Consider the following 15,443-nt stretch of genomic DNA (forward strand, 5'->3'; position numbering starts at 1 on the left):
TGTCTGAAACGGCTCACCAGCAAGGATGCTTATGACTGCACGCTGCCTATTATTGGCCCTGTTAGCCTGCTCACCCGGCTCACAAGCCATCTCCTTTTTCGACCCCATGGACGGCCAATTCGACATGGGGGAGTACCTGGCCAACAACGCCTATGGCTTTCTGCCGGTGCCCATCCTGGTCACCGAGCCTGCGGTGGGCTACGGCGGCGGACTGGCGGGATTATTTCTGCATGAGTCTGAGGCACAAAAAGAGCAGCGCCGACAACTGGCCGAGACATCGGTGGAGGGGGGCGCGCAACTGCTCACCCCGGCACTGACCGTGGTGGGCGGCCTGGCTACCGACAACGACACCTGGATCACTTTTGCTGGCCATCGCCGCAGTTGGCAACAAGATGCCATCCGCTACACCCTGATGGGCGGTTATGGTGATGTGCATATGACGTTTTACGGTCCCAAGGACAGTGATAAGAACCGAGGAGTAACACTGGCGATGGAGGGACCGGGACTGGTGCAAAAACTGCAGTTCCGCGTGGGTGAGTCAGCACTGCTGCTGGGGCTGTCACAAAAGCTGTTTGCCGCCGACTTCACTCTCGACGTGGCACCGGGCCAGGTTGTCGGAGATTTCATCAACCTGTCCCCCACCGTTTCCTCGCTCGGCCTACTGGCTGAACTGGATACCAAGAACAGTTTTCTGTTCCCCACCGACGGTTATCAGTACACCGCCGAGTACCTGCTGTTTCGCCAAGCGCTGGGGGGCGATTATGACTTCGATGCCTTGACGCTAAGCGCCATTCACTATTGGCCCCTAGACAAACGCTGGACTCTGGGCTTCAAAGGCGTCTATAAATCCGTCACCACCGATGAGGTTCGTTTACCCGCGCCAGCATACCCGGACATCGATCTTAGGGGCATTGCCCGCAACCGCTATCAAGGCAACTACACCGCCGCCATTGAAACCCAGATGATGTGGGAGGTCACGCCTCGCTGGCTGACCTCGGCATTTGCGGGATTGGGCTCCGCCACGGCCAAGGGACAGGATCTGTTCCGTGAGGACAACGCCTTCGCCTATGGAGTGGGGTTTCGCTATTTGATTGCCCGTCGCTACGGCCTGCGTACCGGTATCGATGTGGCATTCAGTGAGTTTGATGACGCATTTTACTTTACCGTGGGCACCGGCTTCTGAGTTCTCAGCGCTTAATTTATCAAGATTTGCATGCCTTAGCTCCGGCTCCAATGCTTTGCTCTCTAATCAATTACCTTGGCATCACCCGCTAAACGAACATATTTTCGAGGCTATTTTTTCGACGCCGCGCCCAATAAACACCCAAACAATCTAATTTAACTAGAGTTTTAGTACCCTCCTGTTAGGATGAGTCGCCCTGCGTGCCTTATCAGAAACCGAAATCCCAACATGAATTCGGCCAATTGGCTGAGCAACTGCTTTGAATTCAAATCATAATTAAGCCATCGTCAGGCACCCAGAGGCTCCTGAAGCAACCCGGGCTGAGGCCCAGAAGTGAGGATGAATGACCAAAGGCATCGATAAATACAGCATCGACAGTACCGACTACACCGTCGGTCAGGACAATGTCCAAAAATGGGGCTTTGATGTCCATAACCCAGTATTTGGCATCAGCGCTGGCCTGATTGGCCTGTTCCTGCTGGCGACCTTCATCAGTGACGCCGCCACCGCCAAGGCCGCGCTGGACGGAATCAAATGGAAGATCATCAATAACTTTGACGGCCTGTTCCTGTGGTCCGGCAATGTATTTGTGATTTTCTGTTTGGCTCTGATCGTGTCTCCATTCGGTCGAATCCGTCTGGGAGGCACCGACGCTAAAGCCGACTACTCTTTCCTGTCCTGGCTGGCCATGCTGTTTGCCGCCGGCATGGGGATCGGTCTGATGTTCTGGAGCGTGGCCGAACCGGTAGCCTACCTGACGGGCTGGTACGAAACCCCGCTGGGCGTCGAAGCCAACACGCCTGAAGCCGCACGACTGGCCTTAGGGGCCACCATGTTCCACTGGGGCCTGCACCCCTGGGCCATCTATGGTGTGGTGGCGCTGTCACTGGCGTTCTTTACCTATAACAAGGGCCTGCCACTGTCCATGCGGTCCATTTTCTATCCCATCCTCGGCGACCGAGCCTGGGGCTGGGCCGGTCACATCGTCGATATCCTGGCGGTATTAGCCACCCTGTTTGGTCTGGCCACCTCGTTGGGGCTGGGGGCGCAGCAAGCCGCCAGCGGCATCAACCACGTGTTTGGCACCGATGGCGGCATCGGCCTGCAGATCGCGGTGATCGTACTGGTTACCCTGCTGGCCGTGGTATCGGTATACCGTGGCATTGATGGCGGCGTAAAAGTGATCAGTAACATCAATATGATCATCGCCTTCGTGCTATTGATTGCGGTGGCCCTGATCGGATTCGCGGTGACCTTTGGTACCGTGCCGACCACCCTGATGGCGTATCTGGAGAACCTGATTCCCCTGAGTAACCCTCACGGTCGCCCCGACGAAGCCTGGATGCACGGCTGGACGGTATTCTACTGGGCCTGGTGGATCTCCTGGTCACCTTTTGTCGGCATGTTTATCGCCCGGGTGTCCCGCGGCCGCACCGTGCGTGAATTCATTACTGCGGTACTGATTGTTCCGACCGTGGTCACCCTGTTGTGGATGTCCGTCTTTGGCGGCATGGCCATCGATCAGGTGATGAACGATGTGGGTATTCTGGGCAGTCAGGGACTGACCGAAGTGCCTCTGGCGATGTTCCAGATGTTTGAAGCCCTGCCATTCAGCACCCTGCTGTCGGTCATCGCCATTATCCTGGTGCTGGTGTTCTTCATCACCTCTTCCGATTCCGGCTCTCTGGTGATCGACAGCATCACCGCCGGTGGTAAGGTGGATGCGCCGGTACTGCAGCGCATCTTCTGGGCCGCAATGGAAGGCGCCATCGCCGCCGCCTTGTTATGGGTCGGTGGCACCGAATCCATTCAAGCGCTGCAGGCAGGAGCCATCTCCACCGCATTGCCATTTACCGTGGTGCTGCTGTTGATGTGTGTCAGCCTGATCCTGGGCATGCGCACCGAACGCCGTTAATCGCGTTCACTGACTGAGCGTACCAATAAAAAAGGTTGGCCTGAGCCAACCTTTTTTTATTCAACGCCACAACTGACCAATGGCCAGATCGGGACTAAAGTGGTGGGCCACCTGAGCCTGAAACAGCTCGGCGGTGGCAATGGCATCGGTCAGCGCATGGTGCGGCTGGTACACCGGCAGGCCATAACGACTGCGGGAGCTGCCGAGGCGAACCGATTCATTCTGTTCTCTGCCTAACAACCGGCGCCAGTTCCACTGCCGCTTGTTGTGCTGCAAGTCCCACTCGATCTGCAGGGTATCGACCATAGGAAAGACAATCCCCTCCCCCAGTCGGGTCATCAGTGCCTTATCCAGGAACTGGCGCTCGATATTGCGGTAGTGAACCACCACCACCTTTCCAGCCAACGCATCCAGCACCTGATGCAGAATACGCCGTAAATCCGGAGCATCAGACAGGTCGGAGTGAGTAATGCCATGAATCACCACCGAATCCTCCTGCAGCGGACTGCGAGGGCTAACCAGCCAATGACAGGCCTGGCGACAATAGATCCGCTGCAGATCAAACGGCACCAGACCGATGCTGATGATGCTGTCATTCTCCGCATCCAACCCGGTGGTTTCGAAATCCAACGCCACAAAAGGCACCTCGGAGAGCTGAGTGTCGGCCGCTACCAGTCCCGCTCGAAAATAGTTACGCAAACGACCATCACGGGCGGTCTTGGCCTGCTCGGCAAAGCGCGCCTCCCAATCCTGTGTCGGGGTCGCCTCGCTGGCACGTCCAAACAGACGTCGAATCATTACGACTCCTTACTTGAAGGTATTGGCTTGATAGCGGAACTTGAGGAAGTTCTGAGCATTACTCAAAATCTGAAACGCGTCCTTCAAGTTTCTTCGTTCAAACTCCGACATGTTTTCCGGCTCAATATTATTATCGGCTTCAGTCTCGGCCTGAATATCCAGAGCCTGGTGGCGGATACGTACCATAGAGATGTACTCCATGGCGTCTCGTAGATCCTCCGCCTTACCTTTCGGCAAAATGCCGGCGTCGATGATGTCGTCCAGACGCTCAAACGAATTTTGCGACCGTGACCCCACTGCCAGTGCATGCACACGAATCAAATCCGCCAACGGCGCAGTGCCCCGCCGCTTCAAGTTAATGGAGTTGTTATGGCGGCCGTCTTTCTCCATCACGAACCCCTTAAAGAAGCCCAGAGGCGGCGTACGATTCAGGGCGTTGCGGGCCAGGCACGCCAGAAAACGATTGTTTTTCCGCGCCCGGCGCACAATGAAGCCGTTAAGTTGTTCGGCCCACTTCACCTTGCCATAGACGCCATCCAGGTCGAAGAAAATGGAACTGTTAAGCAGCGCTTTGGGGTTGGGGTTGTCAATCCAGTCGGCAAAACACTCCTCCCACTCCTTCTGGGTCATACGCCAGTCGGGATTGGTCGCCATAATGTCACCCGTGCAGTAAGCGTAGCCACAGCGAGCCAGAGCATCACAGACAAAGGTGGCCAATTGCTCGAAGTAGGCGCTGTGTTTGTCCGCGTCGTAATCGTCATCGAGGATGATGGCATTGTCCTGATCGGTGACGATCAGCTGCTCGTCCCGGGCCATGGAACCCAGCGCCAGAAAACAGTAAGGCACAGGCGGAGGGCCCAGCAGTTCCTCAGCCAACTCCAGTATCCGCTGCTTAAAACTGCGGCCGATCACCGCCATGGCGCTGCCGACCATGTGGGAGTTGGCGTCTTCGTTGACCATGCGCACGAAACAGTCCTTGACCTGCTCAGACACGGTCTCCAGCTCATCGACACTTTGTTGCTGAAAGATACTGCTGACCAGAAGCAAGCTGTTTTGCGACTCGTAGCGAACGATGTCGGTCACGTCGATGATCCCCAGCGGGGTGTTGTTTTTCAGCACCGGCAGATGATGGACGTTGTAGCGCAGCATGTACAACATCGCCTCATACACGTAGGCATTGCTGTCCAGGGAGATGATGTCACTGCTCATCACCTCGGAGACCGGAACACTGGCTTGCAGCCCCTGGGCCAAGACCCGGTGGCACAGGTCTCGCTCGGTGATGATCCCAACCACACCACTCTCATCCTCGTCGGCCACGGTATCCGGATCAAACACCAGCAGCGACGACACGTTTTCATCGGCCATCTTGGCGGCGGCAGTCTGCACCGACTCCCCCATGAAGATCCAGGCAGGATCGCCGGTCAACAGCGTCTTGACCTTAGAAGTGGTCAAGTCATTGGCGTCCACCGTATTGGAGACGGTCTGCCGCAGGCGCGCCGCGTCCTCCACCTCGACAAAATCGGCGAAACTGTCGTGGGCTTCATACAGCTCGTGAAACAGGGCTTCGGGAATGCAGTACAGTAAGCCGTCTTCCAGCGCCGTTGCCGGAAAACGCACCTTGTTGTTGGTCATCAGCCCCAGTTGACCGAACAGCGCCCCTTCGGCCAGGCGGTTGTACAGCTCACCGTTACGACGGTACACCTCCACCACGCCGCTGCGCACCATATACAGATCGTGTATCGCATCACCGAACTGCACAATTTCCTGCTTTTCGCGCACGTAAGCGATCTCGGTCTGGCGGGCCACCTGGGCCACCACCTCTTCGGGCAGGGCATCAAAAGGGGGGTATTGGGATAGAAATCCCTGTATCTCAAATAGTTCAGCTTCCATGGCCTGCACTCAAGCGGGTTTTTATCAATCCTAATTGAAGTTGGAACAATCAACCAGTGCCCTCGAGGTTACGACACGGGGAACGGGATCCGACCGAGGTTGTTAAGGCGATAAAAATCAGGCAGGTTAACTGCATACCCCAGCAGAGGAGACAGGCCGTGAGCCACAGCGTAATTCAAAAAGGCATGGTTGCAGCCGGCATCATCAACATCGGTGGCGTACTGCTGTTTTCAAAAGGCTTCAGCAACGACGCCCTGACCCAGGCCGACCCGATGCTGTTTTCTTCCTTTGGCCTACTGTCCATCATGCTGTGGGGCGCAGCCTATCTGGCGGTTTCCGGCAGTTATCGGCAAGTGCCCTGGATCATGGCGGTATTTGCGCTGGAAAAACTGCTGTATACCCTGGCCTGGGGACACTGGATGATCAACTACAGCCATGACCTGCCAGCCCTGTATCAGCAAGACTGGCTGGCCGGGACTTTCTTCAGCATCTATGGCCTCAATGATGCCCTGTTCATGCTGCTGTTCTTCTACGCCTTCATCAAGACGCGTCACTCCGACGTGCGCCCCTCTCAGATCACCTGAAGATCAAAGCGCCCCGCTGAGCGGGGCGCGTGAGATTACAGTGAGTAGAAGTAGTAGATTTGCGACTTCATGCGAATGATGATGCCGCGAATGACGTCCAGAAACGACATAAAGGCGATGGGCTTTTCACCACTGATCCAGGCCAGCCCCACCGAACCCACAGGCACGGTATAGCCCTCGGGCTCCTCAATCTTCAATCGTACAAAGTGGTGCTTATTCTGCACATTGGCACCAGTGGTCTGGCGCACCGCCTCTTCACGACCGATGAGGTTCCCCTGAGATTCACCGGTCGCCTTCACGATGCCGGTCACTTCGGCCTTGAAGATGGTGCCCGGGTAGATGGCCGAAGCAAATTCCGCGGTCTGCCCCACCTTAATGTTGCGCATCGCCTGATGATTGATCCTCATCAACACGTACTTTTCATCGGTAAACATGTTGATGCGGGCCACCGCCCCCACGTACTGACCGGGGCGTAAAATGAAGTTGGTCATAAAGCCGTCATCCGGGGCATACACCTTGGTGGACTCCAGGTTCCAGCGATCCTGAGCCAGGGTCTGAATCGCTACATCCACATCCGCCTGGGCACTGGCCACCGACAACTGCGCCTGATCCACCGCCAGCAACGCTTTATCGGCACTGACTCTGGCTTTCGCCAGCTTCGCCTGCAACGCCACCTGCTGAGCCTGTGCGGCGGCCACTTTGTTGTGCTGCTCGTCCAGCAAACTCTCGGTCACCGACTGAGGTACCACCCGGTTCTGCTCGATGAAGCGGGTCAATTGCGCCTGTTTCCAGTTCAGATCTTCATCGGCAGCCTTGAGTTCATTGTCGATGATCTCTATGTCTTTGACCGCTTCCTGGTGTTGAGCCTGGCTGATGGCCACCTCTTCGCCAGCCATCTTCAGCGCCACTTGCTCGGACGCCAGATTGGCCTCGGAGCGCTCGACCGCAATTCGATAGGGTTCATCATCCAACTCGTAGATCAGCTGCCCCTGAGTAACGTAATCGTTCGGGGCCACATGCAAGGCTTTCACCTTGCCTTTAATCGCAGTGTTGCCGGGGCGGAGCTGCACATGGGGTGCCTGCACCACTGAACCACCGGACATGTCCATCGGGGTGTAGTTGAGCAAGCCCACCCAGACAAACAACAACCAGCCGCTGCCGCCCAGGTAGGCAAAGCTCTTGGTGTAGGTATTCCAGGGCATGCCGATCATTCTCAGCAGGTAGATAAACAGTGCCCAAACCGCCAATCCCTCAAGCATGGTCGCCCTCCTTTAGCGGAGATTCACGCCAGATATCACGCACCCGACGCAGGGCACTTTCACCGTCGACAAATGCCAGAATGACCGCCAGGACCCACACCCAATGCCACACAAAGCCTATCCAGGTCAGTATGGTGATCAACCCAGTCTGATGATGTTTGCGATTATGGGCCTTACTGATAGGTAACTCGTGCAGCTTCCAGAACCCATACAGGGCCGCCGCAATACTGCCAACCAACACCACCGCCGCCACGACGTGCAAGGTGGTATCGGCGCCGGTTCCGACAAAAGGTGAACTCAATAAACTCATTGTGGTGCCAAACTCCCGAGTGTGTACTGTGCCCTGGCGCAACGCCGTTTCCCGCCGACTCAAGTCGAAGAAAACTGAGCAACACAGACAAAAAAGCGAAGAGGTTCAATCGGCCATGATCATGACCAATGATCTAACATGCTGAATACAAAGGTATTTTCGCCATCTCGAACCATCCTCTGTATCGATGGCAGACAATGTTACATTTTGTTACTGAACCAAGACTTAACTCAGGCGGGGAAATCATTAATGTCGGCTTAATCAACCGAAAGGTTGTCTGGTTCCGGCCATCCGCCAGTACGGCGGACGGCCGCGTTGCGGCTCAATCCAACTCAGACTCGGCCGCTTGGAGTTTGTCGGCATAGCCCTTGGGCGGTGGGGTCCAGCTGCGCTCGGCTCGAGAATGGCGCTCACTGTCCTCTTCCTGCATCGCTTCAACCAACAGCTCCTCCAGTTGCATAAACAGCTCACGATAATGAACACCGAAGCGATCCTCGTCGCTGGACTGCAACCAGGATTCGTACAACAGCTTATCGTGCTCACGATCCAGCTGTTCGTAGAATGCCCGCCGCTGCCGCACCCGGAATGGGTGCCCGCCCAGAGCAATCATCGCATCGGAGGCTAAAGTTAACGCCGACTGCATGGTCTCCTTGATGACGTAATCCACGCCGACACTTCGCAGTGCATAGACATGGCCACGGTCATAGCCGCGGGCAAACACTTTCACCTTGGGGTAGTGACGCTTCACGTACTCCACCAACTCAACCGATCGCTCCTTTTCATCCAGAGCCACCACCAGCATCGAGGCTTGTTCAATGCCGGCGGTATGCAGCAAGTCTGGCCGGGTGGCGTCGCCAAAGTAGCTCTTCACATTGACACTTCGAAGAATTTCCACCTGAGCTGCATTGTGATCCAGCACCACGGTTTTGATGCCGTGGGCGATAAACATACGGTTGATGATCTGGCCAAAACGACCAATGCCAGCAATGATGACCGTCCCCGGCTCGTCGATTTCATCCGCCTCGCGATCGTTACTGCGCTTCTGATATCTGGGCAAAATCACCTTGTCATACAGGATAAACAGCCCGGGAGTCAGGAACATCGACAGCGCCACCACCAAAGACAGCATCTGCCCTAAGGCCGGTGCAATCACGTGCTGCTGCTGGGTATAGCCCAACAACACGAAACCAAACTCACCGGCCTGGGCCAGGCTTAAGGCAAACAGCCAGCGATCGCTGCCGCGAATCCGGAATACCAGCCCCAATAGGTACAACACCACCAGCTTTATCAGGATCACCGCCGCCGTCAGTGCCAATACGGTGCCTAACTGCTCCACCAGTACCGAAAAGTTGATGCCGGCACCGACAGTGATGAAAAACAGGCCCAGCAACAACCCCTTAAACGGTTCGATGTTGGACTCCAGCTCATGGCGAAACTCACTGTTGGCCAACACCACCCCCGCCAGGAAGGCCCCCAGAGCCGGCGATAGCCCCACCAGCCCCATCAGTGCCGCGATGCCAATCACCAACAGCAGAGCGGTGGCGGTAAAGATCTCACGCAAACCGGAGTCGGCCACAAAGCGAAACAGCGGCCGACTGAAGTAGTGCCCGGCGGCCACCAACCCAATGATGGTCGCCATTACCACCAGCGCATAGGCCCAGCCGGGCAATCCGGCCACCAGAGACAGGTCATGATGCTCAACCGCCTGAGCCAGCCCTTGAGCCGCCTGCTGCAGTTCCAGCAGTGCCAGCAATGGGATGAAAGCCAGCATGGGAATGACGGCAATATCCTGAAACAGCAACACCGAAAAGGCCGAGCGGCCACCATCGGTTCGTCCCAAGCCTTTCTCGTTAAAGGTCTGCAACACAATGGCGGTGGAAGAGAGAGAGAAAATGAAGCCGATGGCCACAGCCGTCTGCCAGGCCAGTTGAAAATACAACCCCAGCGCCGTCATCGCCGCCGCCGTGAGGGCCACCTGCAGCCCGCCAAGTCCCAGCAGCCGGTGGCGCATCTCCCACAGCATTCGCGGTTCCAGCTCCAGCCCCACCACGAACAGCATCATTACCACCCCAAACTCGGCGAAATGCTGAATGGTGGCGGTCTCTTCGCCAACTAAACCCCAGAGGGGGCCGATCACCACCCCGGCAATCAGATAACCCAGTACCGACCCCAATCCCAACTTCTTAGCGATGGGCACCGCAATCACGGCGGCCAGCAAGTAGATAAATGCCTGCAAAAAATAGGCGGTCATGAACGCGGCTCCCCATCGTCAAAGCAAGAGTTACAGGTTTCCAGATCCAACAATGGCCGCCAATCAGTATCGTCTCTGACCAGGCTGGTGAGCAGCCGCTTCCAGCGCTCGATGTGCTGCCCAACCCGCAACTCCTCCACCGCGGTTCTGGCACCGAACAGCACCAACGGCGGCAGATATTGCATGCCAATCAGGCGCGCGGTCTGTTCCAGCGGCCGCAACAACTCCCGAATTGAAAAGTGATTGTAGCCCTGTTCCTGATAAGCGCTCTGAGCGCCTCCGGCGCTGACAACACACACCAATCGCTTACCATGCAGCGCGTCTCCGCCCTGGCCATAGGCAAAGCCATATTCCAGTACCAGGTCCTGCCACTCTTTGAGGATCGACGGAGTCGAGTACCAGAACAGCGGGAACAGAAACACCACCACATCGTGCTCTTTCAGCCGTTGCTGCTCTCGTTCAACATCGATGCGGTAATCCGGGTAGTCCCGGTACAGATCCACCAAGGTGACGCCATCAAGGCCATTGGCAGCCTGGAATAGCGGCGCATTGATCTCAGATCGGTGTGATGACGGATGGGCATAGAGAATCAAAACGGATTGTTGGTTTTGCATCAGTGCTTCCATGGCAGTGGGAATCAAACTCACACAAACGGTCGCCCTTCAGAGAGAGGCGGCGGCTTGCTCCCTATAACTATAATCGTGATATAAGAAGCATACCAATAACTTAGAATGAGGCGATCACAGTGAGCACAATAAGAAAAGCCTGCCGCGCCTATGGCAGTTGCGCATCGATGCCATTCTCAGCGGCTGTCGCGGCCACTACCCGGAGTCGCTGCTCAAACGCTGGACTGAAGGCGAACTCACCACCGAGTTTGTGAATCACGTCCGCGATCATTTCTGGGTGATTGAACAGTCTCAGCGGATCATCGCCTCTGGCACCATCGACCTTGACTCCGGTAAGCTCGATGCCATCTTTGTCTGTCCTTCGGCCATGGGAACCGGCGCAGGCCGCAAAATGGTCACCCACCTGCAGCAGCTGGCTGTCGACGCGGGACTGGCTCAGATCAGCCTTGAAGCGACCCTCAATGCCGCGCCGTTTTATCGTCGGTTGGGATTTAAGGGCGAGACCACCAGCCTGTACCACAGCCCCCGGGGATTCAGCCTGGAGTGTATGGTCATGCACAAGCTCATAAGGAAAGCCGCGGGCACTTGCAGCCCGAGCATGAATGTACTCTAATGCCCTACCCGCATTTTCCAGCTCCAGATTATGACCCAGACTACCCGCGTTGATTTTCACAACTGGCACCCTCAACTCTCTAGCGCCCTGAAATACGTTGTCATCATGGCTCGTTACCAGCAACAGTGGCTGTTGGTGCGCCATCACCAACGTCAGACTCTGGAGATCCCCGGAGGTAAAATCGAGGCGGGCGAAACGCCCATCGAGGCCGCCCGGCGGGAGTTGTATGAAGAAACCGGCGCCACTGATTTCACCCTGACGCCGATGGAGGTCTACCGGGTGAGTAGCGGCAACTCGGAGCCGAGTTTCGGGCTGCTGCTGACTGCAGAGATTCGCAGCTTGTCGTCGTTGCCCAAGGGCTCGGAGATTGCCGAGGTTCACCCGGTAACCCACCGCCCCGAGGACTGCGACATGACCTGGGCCGCTATTCAACCGGTGTTATTCGATCACGTCACTCGCCGGCAGCAACTGCTTGAACAGCTTGGGGCCTATCAGCACGTCATCTGGGACTGGAACGGCACTCTGGTGGACGATGCGCCGCTGGCCACCGACATTGTAAACCGCCTGATGGCCAGCCAGAGCCTCGGCAGTATCAGCCTGGAACAGTATCGAAACGACTTCTGTCACCCGGTCATCGATTACTACCAGGGGTTAGGGTTCGATTTTAACCGTCTGCCTTTTGATCAGCTGTGTCAGCAGTTTGGGCAACAATATCGCGCCGGTCGAGACCAGCTGAAACTGCACAGAGGCAGCCGCTTTCTGTTGCGCTCCCTCAGTCGGAGTCATACCCAGTCGCTGCTGTCCGCCAGTGCTCAACACAGCCTGGAACAGTGCATCAGCCATCATCGCCTGGAGGGGCTGTTCGATTACCTCTACGGCCTGGATAACCACCATGCCGCCAGCAAGATCGATCGCGGGCGTGAACTGCTGCAGGTCAGTGGTATCGCTCCGGAACGGACGTTAATCATCGGCGATACCGATCATGACTGGGAGGTGGCCGACGCGCTGGGCACTCGACTCTGGCTCATTGCCGACGGTCATCAAAGTGAGGCCAAACTCAGCGCATTGCACGATACCGTCTTCAGCAACTGGCAACAGCTCAACCCCGGTGCAGCGTGACCATTGCCGTTAGAATAACGCCAGGCGCAGATTCTCTACAATCAATATCAGGATCACAATCCAACTGAGCAGCGTGCCCCAAAAGCGGCCTAAATGATAGCCGCCATTGCCGCCGGTCAACCCCCAGGGATGAAGTATCCGGGCTACCAGCCAGATAAGGCCACAGCCGTGCAGTAGCCAGCCACTGGCGCCATTGGACTCGGCCGCGATGAGCATCAACAACATCAGAGGCGCGTACTCCAACAGGTTGGCGTGGCTGCGGATCCGTATCTCCAGCGAGCGGTTGTCGCCGCAGCCGACGCCTATGCCGCAGGCACGGCGCATGGCCACCACTCGATAAGCCAGCACCATCATAATGGCGGCGGTGGCTGCGATATAAATTCCACTAATCATCAATGACATAAACTCTCTCCCTAAACCAATTACCCTATCACCATCACCGCGTACTGCCCAGCCTCTGCCGAAACATAAAAAAAGCGCCCAATGGCGCTTTTAAGGGGCATAAAACCGACTCAGTAGGACTCGGGTGAGTAATACGGCTTAAACAGGGTCAATTTAAACACACCGACCCCCAAGCGGAACATCAGCCACAGCCAGCTGAAAAACAGCAGGTGCCACGCCTCTAGGGCCCATACCAATAGCGCCCCTCCGCCAATGAGTACCACCGAAACCTGAAACACGTTAATGACATTGGTGTAATGATCCTCGATAACGGTTTGGTAGGCTTCGGGCTTTTTCATCAAGGTCCAAACACCACCGCAGACCCAGAACAGGGCACACAATGACCAGAACCAGGGGCTGACCAACCCGAGAGGACTGATCAGCAGGCTGACGCACATCAGGATGTATGAAATTTGCGCATCGAGGCGCGCCATTTCGTTGCGCTGGGGAAATGGCAACAACCCAGGAACCGAATGGGTGTGGCGAGCTGACATCATACCTCCTTGTATAAACTGTCAGTGTTGCAACGGCATGGGTCGAAGATAGGCGGCATTGATTATCAAATCAACAGATAAAATCACGGTTTTACAATATCTTGAGAAACTAAAGTGAGGCTAAATCGCCAAGATTGTCGACCTAGAGCGAACGGGAATCCGAGCTATCGGCATGTCGATGAAAGTCGACGCCATTGATGTAGGCAGTGATCACCTGTTCCATCGCCTGCTCTTTGGGCCCAGCCAAAGGCATGCGAGTAACCGCCAAAGCCGCGTAGCAGAGGCCGTCTTTAGTCTGAATGCCGCGATCCACGATCTGCTGCAACAACTGCACTTTGTGGGCATCACTGATGCCTCGGTCGGCGGCAAGCAATGCCATGTTGAAATCGCCCTCCTGCAGCGCTGCACTCACCAGTTGCTGCAGTGCCTGGGCCTGCCGGTCGACCAGTTTATGAGCCAGGGCCGTCTGATACATGGCATACAGCCATTTCCGTTCACCGCTGTACTCGGGTTTATCCAGGCTGACATCGATGGGGTCGCGCCCCGCCATGACCAGGGCTTCCATCGCCTGTGCAGAGCCGCCAACGCTGCCTTGTTTGACCACCGTCGTTGCCCGCATCGCCGAGATGCCCAGCGCCATCACCGCCACTACGGCCAGCACATGATGTAGTTTCAAGCCAATTCCTTGTTGTTCATGCCACCGCGACCACTGCCGCCGGCTGTCACCTTCATCCCTGAAACTGATCGCCGAGCAACCCGCTAAAACATGCATTGCTAATTTAAGTCAGTCTACAAAGCCGTCGATGAGGATGCAAACGGCGAAACGAAATCGACCGCCTTTAGGGTATGAATGGCTTCAAGCTCTTCAAGGACAAAACGAGTCTGCCGATTGACAACGCTCTGCTTTGCGCAAAATTAAATCGCCCCGCTATCCCCGATTATCTCGAAACTCCGCCGGAGTCTTACCGACCCACTTTTTAAAATTTCGATAGAAGACCGAGGGCTCGGAGTAACCCAACTGCTCGGCGATGTCGCTGATGGGCAATTCAGATCCAAGCAGTAACTTGACCGCCCTTCCCCGACGTACCTTATCTTTCAACTCCAGAAACTGGTGCCCTTCTCGCTTCAGTCGCCGGCCCAAAGTGGCTACGCTGATATTAAAGTGACTGGCCACCATCTCCTGGCTCAGAGCTTCCAGCTCCTGCTGGCCATCAATGAAGTCGCGTACCCGGGCACTGAGCGAGTCGTCTTTGCGGTAATGTGTCAGCAGTTGTTCCGGGCTGTTGGCCAAAAACGGTGACAAGGTGTCTGGGCTTTGCTGAATCGGCGCCTGCAGGTAGCGCACCGGCATCACCAGTTCGGTGACCGAGGCATCAAAACGAACCGGGGCCTGTAACAGGGCCGACAAGTCGGTATCAAAGCTATGACGGGAAAAAGAGAACTGAACCCGGCTGAGCAGCAGTGGCGAGTCAATCATCCAGGCAGACCAACGGTGCAGGATAATGCACAGGCTCAGCAGTAAAAAACTGATGTTACTGTCATCCTGCCCGTTGACCATTCGTAACTGAAACCGAGCCTCTTCCCCCTGCTCCAGTAACTGCCACTGGTATTCATCGGACATCAGCCGAAAGTACTCGATCACCCGCAGCAGCGCCCGGCGCAGGTTGCGACAGCCAATGCTGGCATGACACATCATTCGAAAACTGCCCAGGCGCATCGGCCTTTGTGCATAGCCGGAGGACTCATCATTCAGCCGCTGCCACAACTGCCTCAGCAGCGCCGCATAGTCGCGGGCGTTCAACCCTCGGCCCTGCTGAAGCGCCGGCCAATCCAGTGCGTAATCCGCAAGTAATCGGTCGACATCCAGGCCTTGGCGCCTGGCGGCGGTGAGCGCACCAATGATAAAGGCGCTGTCGATCATCCCTTCCCTGGGGTGTGCACCGTGTCTGCTCTGGGTCAT

General features: G+C 56.3%; 15 protein-coding genes. 5 read left to right on the forward strand and 10 right to left on the reverse strand.

All coding sequences use genetic code 11. From position 1 onward, the window contains the following. The first annotated feature begins 31 nt into the window (after positions 1-31). Positions 32-1,183: a BamA/TamA family outer membrane protein gene (locus H598_RS0113580; protein WP_028113488.1), complete on the forward strand. Its 1,152-nt coding sequence runs from the start codon at positions 32-34 to the stop codon at positions 1,181-1,183. A gap of 343 nt (positions 1,184-1,526) precedes the next feature. Continuing rightward, positions 1,527-3,098 (forward strand): BCCT family transporter, encoded by a 1,572-nt coding sequence (locus H598_RS0113585; RefSeq protein ID WP_028113489.1) that lies wholly within the window; start codon positions 1,527-1,529, stop codon positions 3,096-3,098. A 60-nt stretch (positions 3,099-3,158) separates the two neighbouring features. On the opposite strand, the gene H598_RS0113590 is transcribed toward H598_RS0113585, so the two are convergent. Continuing rightward, on the reverse strand, positions 3,159-3,896 hold the full coding sequence (locus H598_RS0113590) for a 3'-5' exonuclease (RefSeq protein ID WP_028113490.1): 738 nt from the start codon (positions 3,894-3,896) through the stop codon (positions 3,159-3,161). 9 nt (positions 3,897-3,905) lie between these two features. After that, a complete protein-coding gene (locus H598_RS0113595; RefSeq protein ID WP_028113491.1) occupies positions 3,906-5,786 on the reverse strand; it encodes a DUF294 nucleotidyltransferase-like domain-containing protein in 1,881 nt (626 codons plus the stop codon). A gap of 158 nt (positions 5,787-5,944) precedes the next feature. Here H598_RS0113595 and H598_RS0113600 point away from each other — a divergent pair, with 158 nt between their 5' ends. Next, positions 5,945-6,370 carry a hypothetical protein gene (locus H598_RS0113600; RefSeq protein WP_028113492.1) on the forward strand — a complete coding sequence of 142 codons (426 nt, stop codon included), beginning with the start codon at positions 5,945-5,947 and terminating at the stop codon, positions 6,368-6,370. A 35-nt stretch (positions 6,371-6,405) separates the two neighbouring features. On the opposite strand, the gene H598_RS0113605 is transcribed toward H598_RS0113600, so the two are convergent. The 4 genes from H598_RS0113605 to H598_RS24365 form a co-directional block, all read right to left on the reverse strand. Continuing rightward, complete coding sequence (locus H598_RS0113605; RefSeq protein ID WP_028113493.1) at positions 6,406-7,629, reverse strand: HlyD family secretion protein; 1,224 nt, start codon at positions 7,627-7,629, stop codon at positions 6,406-6,408. Further along, positions 7,622-7,939 carry an MFS transporter gene (locus tag H598_RS0113610; RefSeq protein WP_028113494.1) on the reverse strand — a complete coding sequence of 106 codons (318 nt, stop codon included), beginning with the start codon at positions 7,937-7,939 and terminating at the stop codon, positions 7,622-7,624. Before H598_RS0113610 ends, H598_RS0113605 begins: the two co-directional genes overlap by 8 nt. 322 nt (positions 7,940-8,261) lie before the next feature. Continuing rightward, the gene (locus H598_RS0113615; RefSeq protein ID WP_028113495.1) at positions 8,262-10,190 is read right to left on the reverse strand and encodes a monovalent cation:proton antiporter-2 (CPA2) family protein; all 1,929 of its coding nucleotides are present in this window, start codon (positions 10,188-10,190) and stop codon (positions 8,262-8,264) included. Further along, positions 10,187-10,804 (reverse strand): NAD(P)H-dependent oxidoreductase, encoded by a 618-nt coding sequence (locus H598_RS24365; RefSeq protein ID WP_051252721.1) that lies wholly within the window; start codon positions 10,802-10,804, stop codon positions 10,187-10,189. The genes H598_RS0113615 and H598_RS24365 overlap by 4 nt, the downstream gene beginning before the upstream one ends. A gap of 169 nt (positions 10,805-10,973) precedes the next feature. On the opposite strand from H598_RS24365, the gene H598_RS24370 reads away from it, so the two are divergent. Together H598_RS24370 and H598_RS25635 are read left to right on the forward strand one after the other, a co-directional pair. Then, positions 10,974-11,429: a GNAT family N-acetyltransferase gene (locus H598_RS24370; protein WP_211227303.1), complete on the forward strand. Its 456-nt coding sequence runs from the start codon at positions 10,974-10,976 to the stop codon at positions 11,427-11,429. Between the two features lie 30 nt (positions 11,430-11,459). Continuing rightward, positions 11,460-12,548: an HAD hydrolase-like protein gene (locus H598_RS25635; RefSeq protein ID WP_051252723.1), complete on the forward strand. Its 1,089-nt coding sequence runs from the start codon at positions 11,460-11,462 to the stop codon at positions 12,546-12,548. Between the two features lie 9 nt (positions 12,549-12,557). Here H598_RS25635 and H598_RS0113635 read toward each other — a convergent pair whose 3' ends face one another. The 4 genes from H598_RS0113635 to H598_RS0113650 form a co-directional block, all read right to left on the reverse strand. Continuing rightward, entirely contained in the window at positions 12,558-12,950 is a 393-nt protein-coding gene (locus H598_RS0113635; protein ID WP_028113496.1) for an MAPEG family protein, read from the reverse strand. 110 nt (positions 12,951-13,060) lie between these two features. Then, entirely contained in the window at positions 13,061-13,486 is a 426-nt protein-coding gene (locus H598_RS0113640) for a hypothetical protein (protein ID WP_156897051.1), read from the reverse strand. 139 nt (positions 13,487-13,625) lie between these two features. After that, entirely contained in the window at positions 13,626-14,159 is a 534-nt protein-coding gene (locus H598_RS0113645; RefSeq protein ID WP_028113498.1) for a hypothetical protein, read from the reverse strand. 252 nt (positions 14,160-14,411) lie between these two features. Then, positions 14,412-15,443, reverse strand: a complete 1,032-nt coding sequence (locus H598_RS0113650) for an AraC family transcriptional regulator (RefSeq protein ID WP_028113499.1) — start codon at positions 15,441-15,443, stop codon at positions 14,412-14,414.

This window comes from Ferrimonas kyonanensis DSM 18153 (genome assembly GCF_000425405.1).
GTDB lineage: Bacteria > Pseudomonadota > Gammaproteobacteria > Enterobacterales > Shewanellaceae > Ferrimonas > Ferrimonas kyonanensis.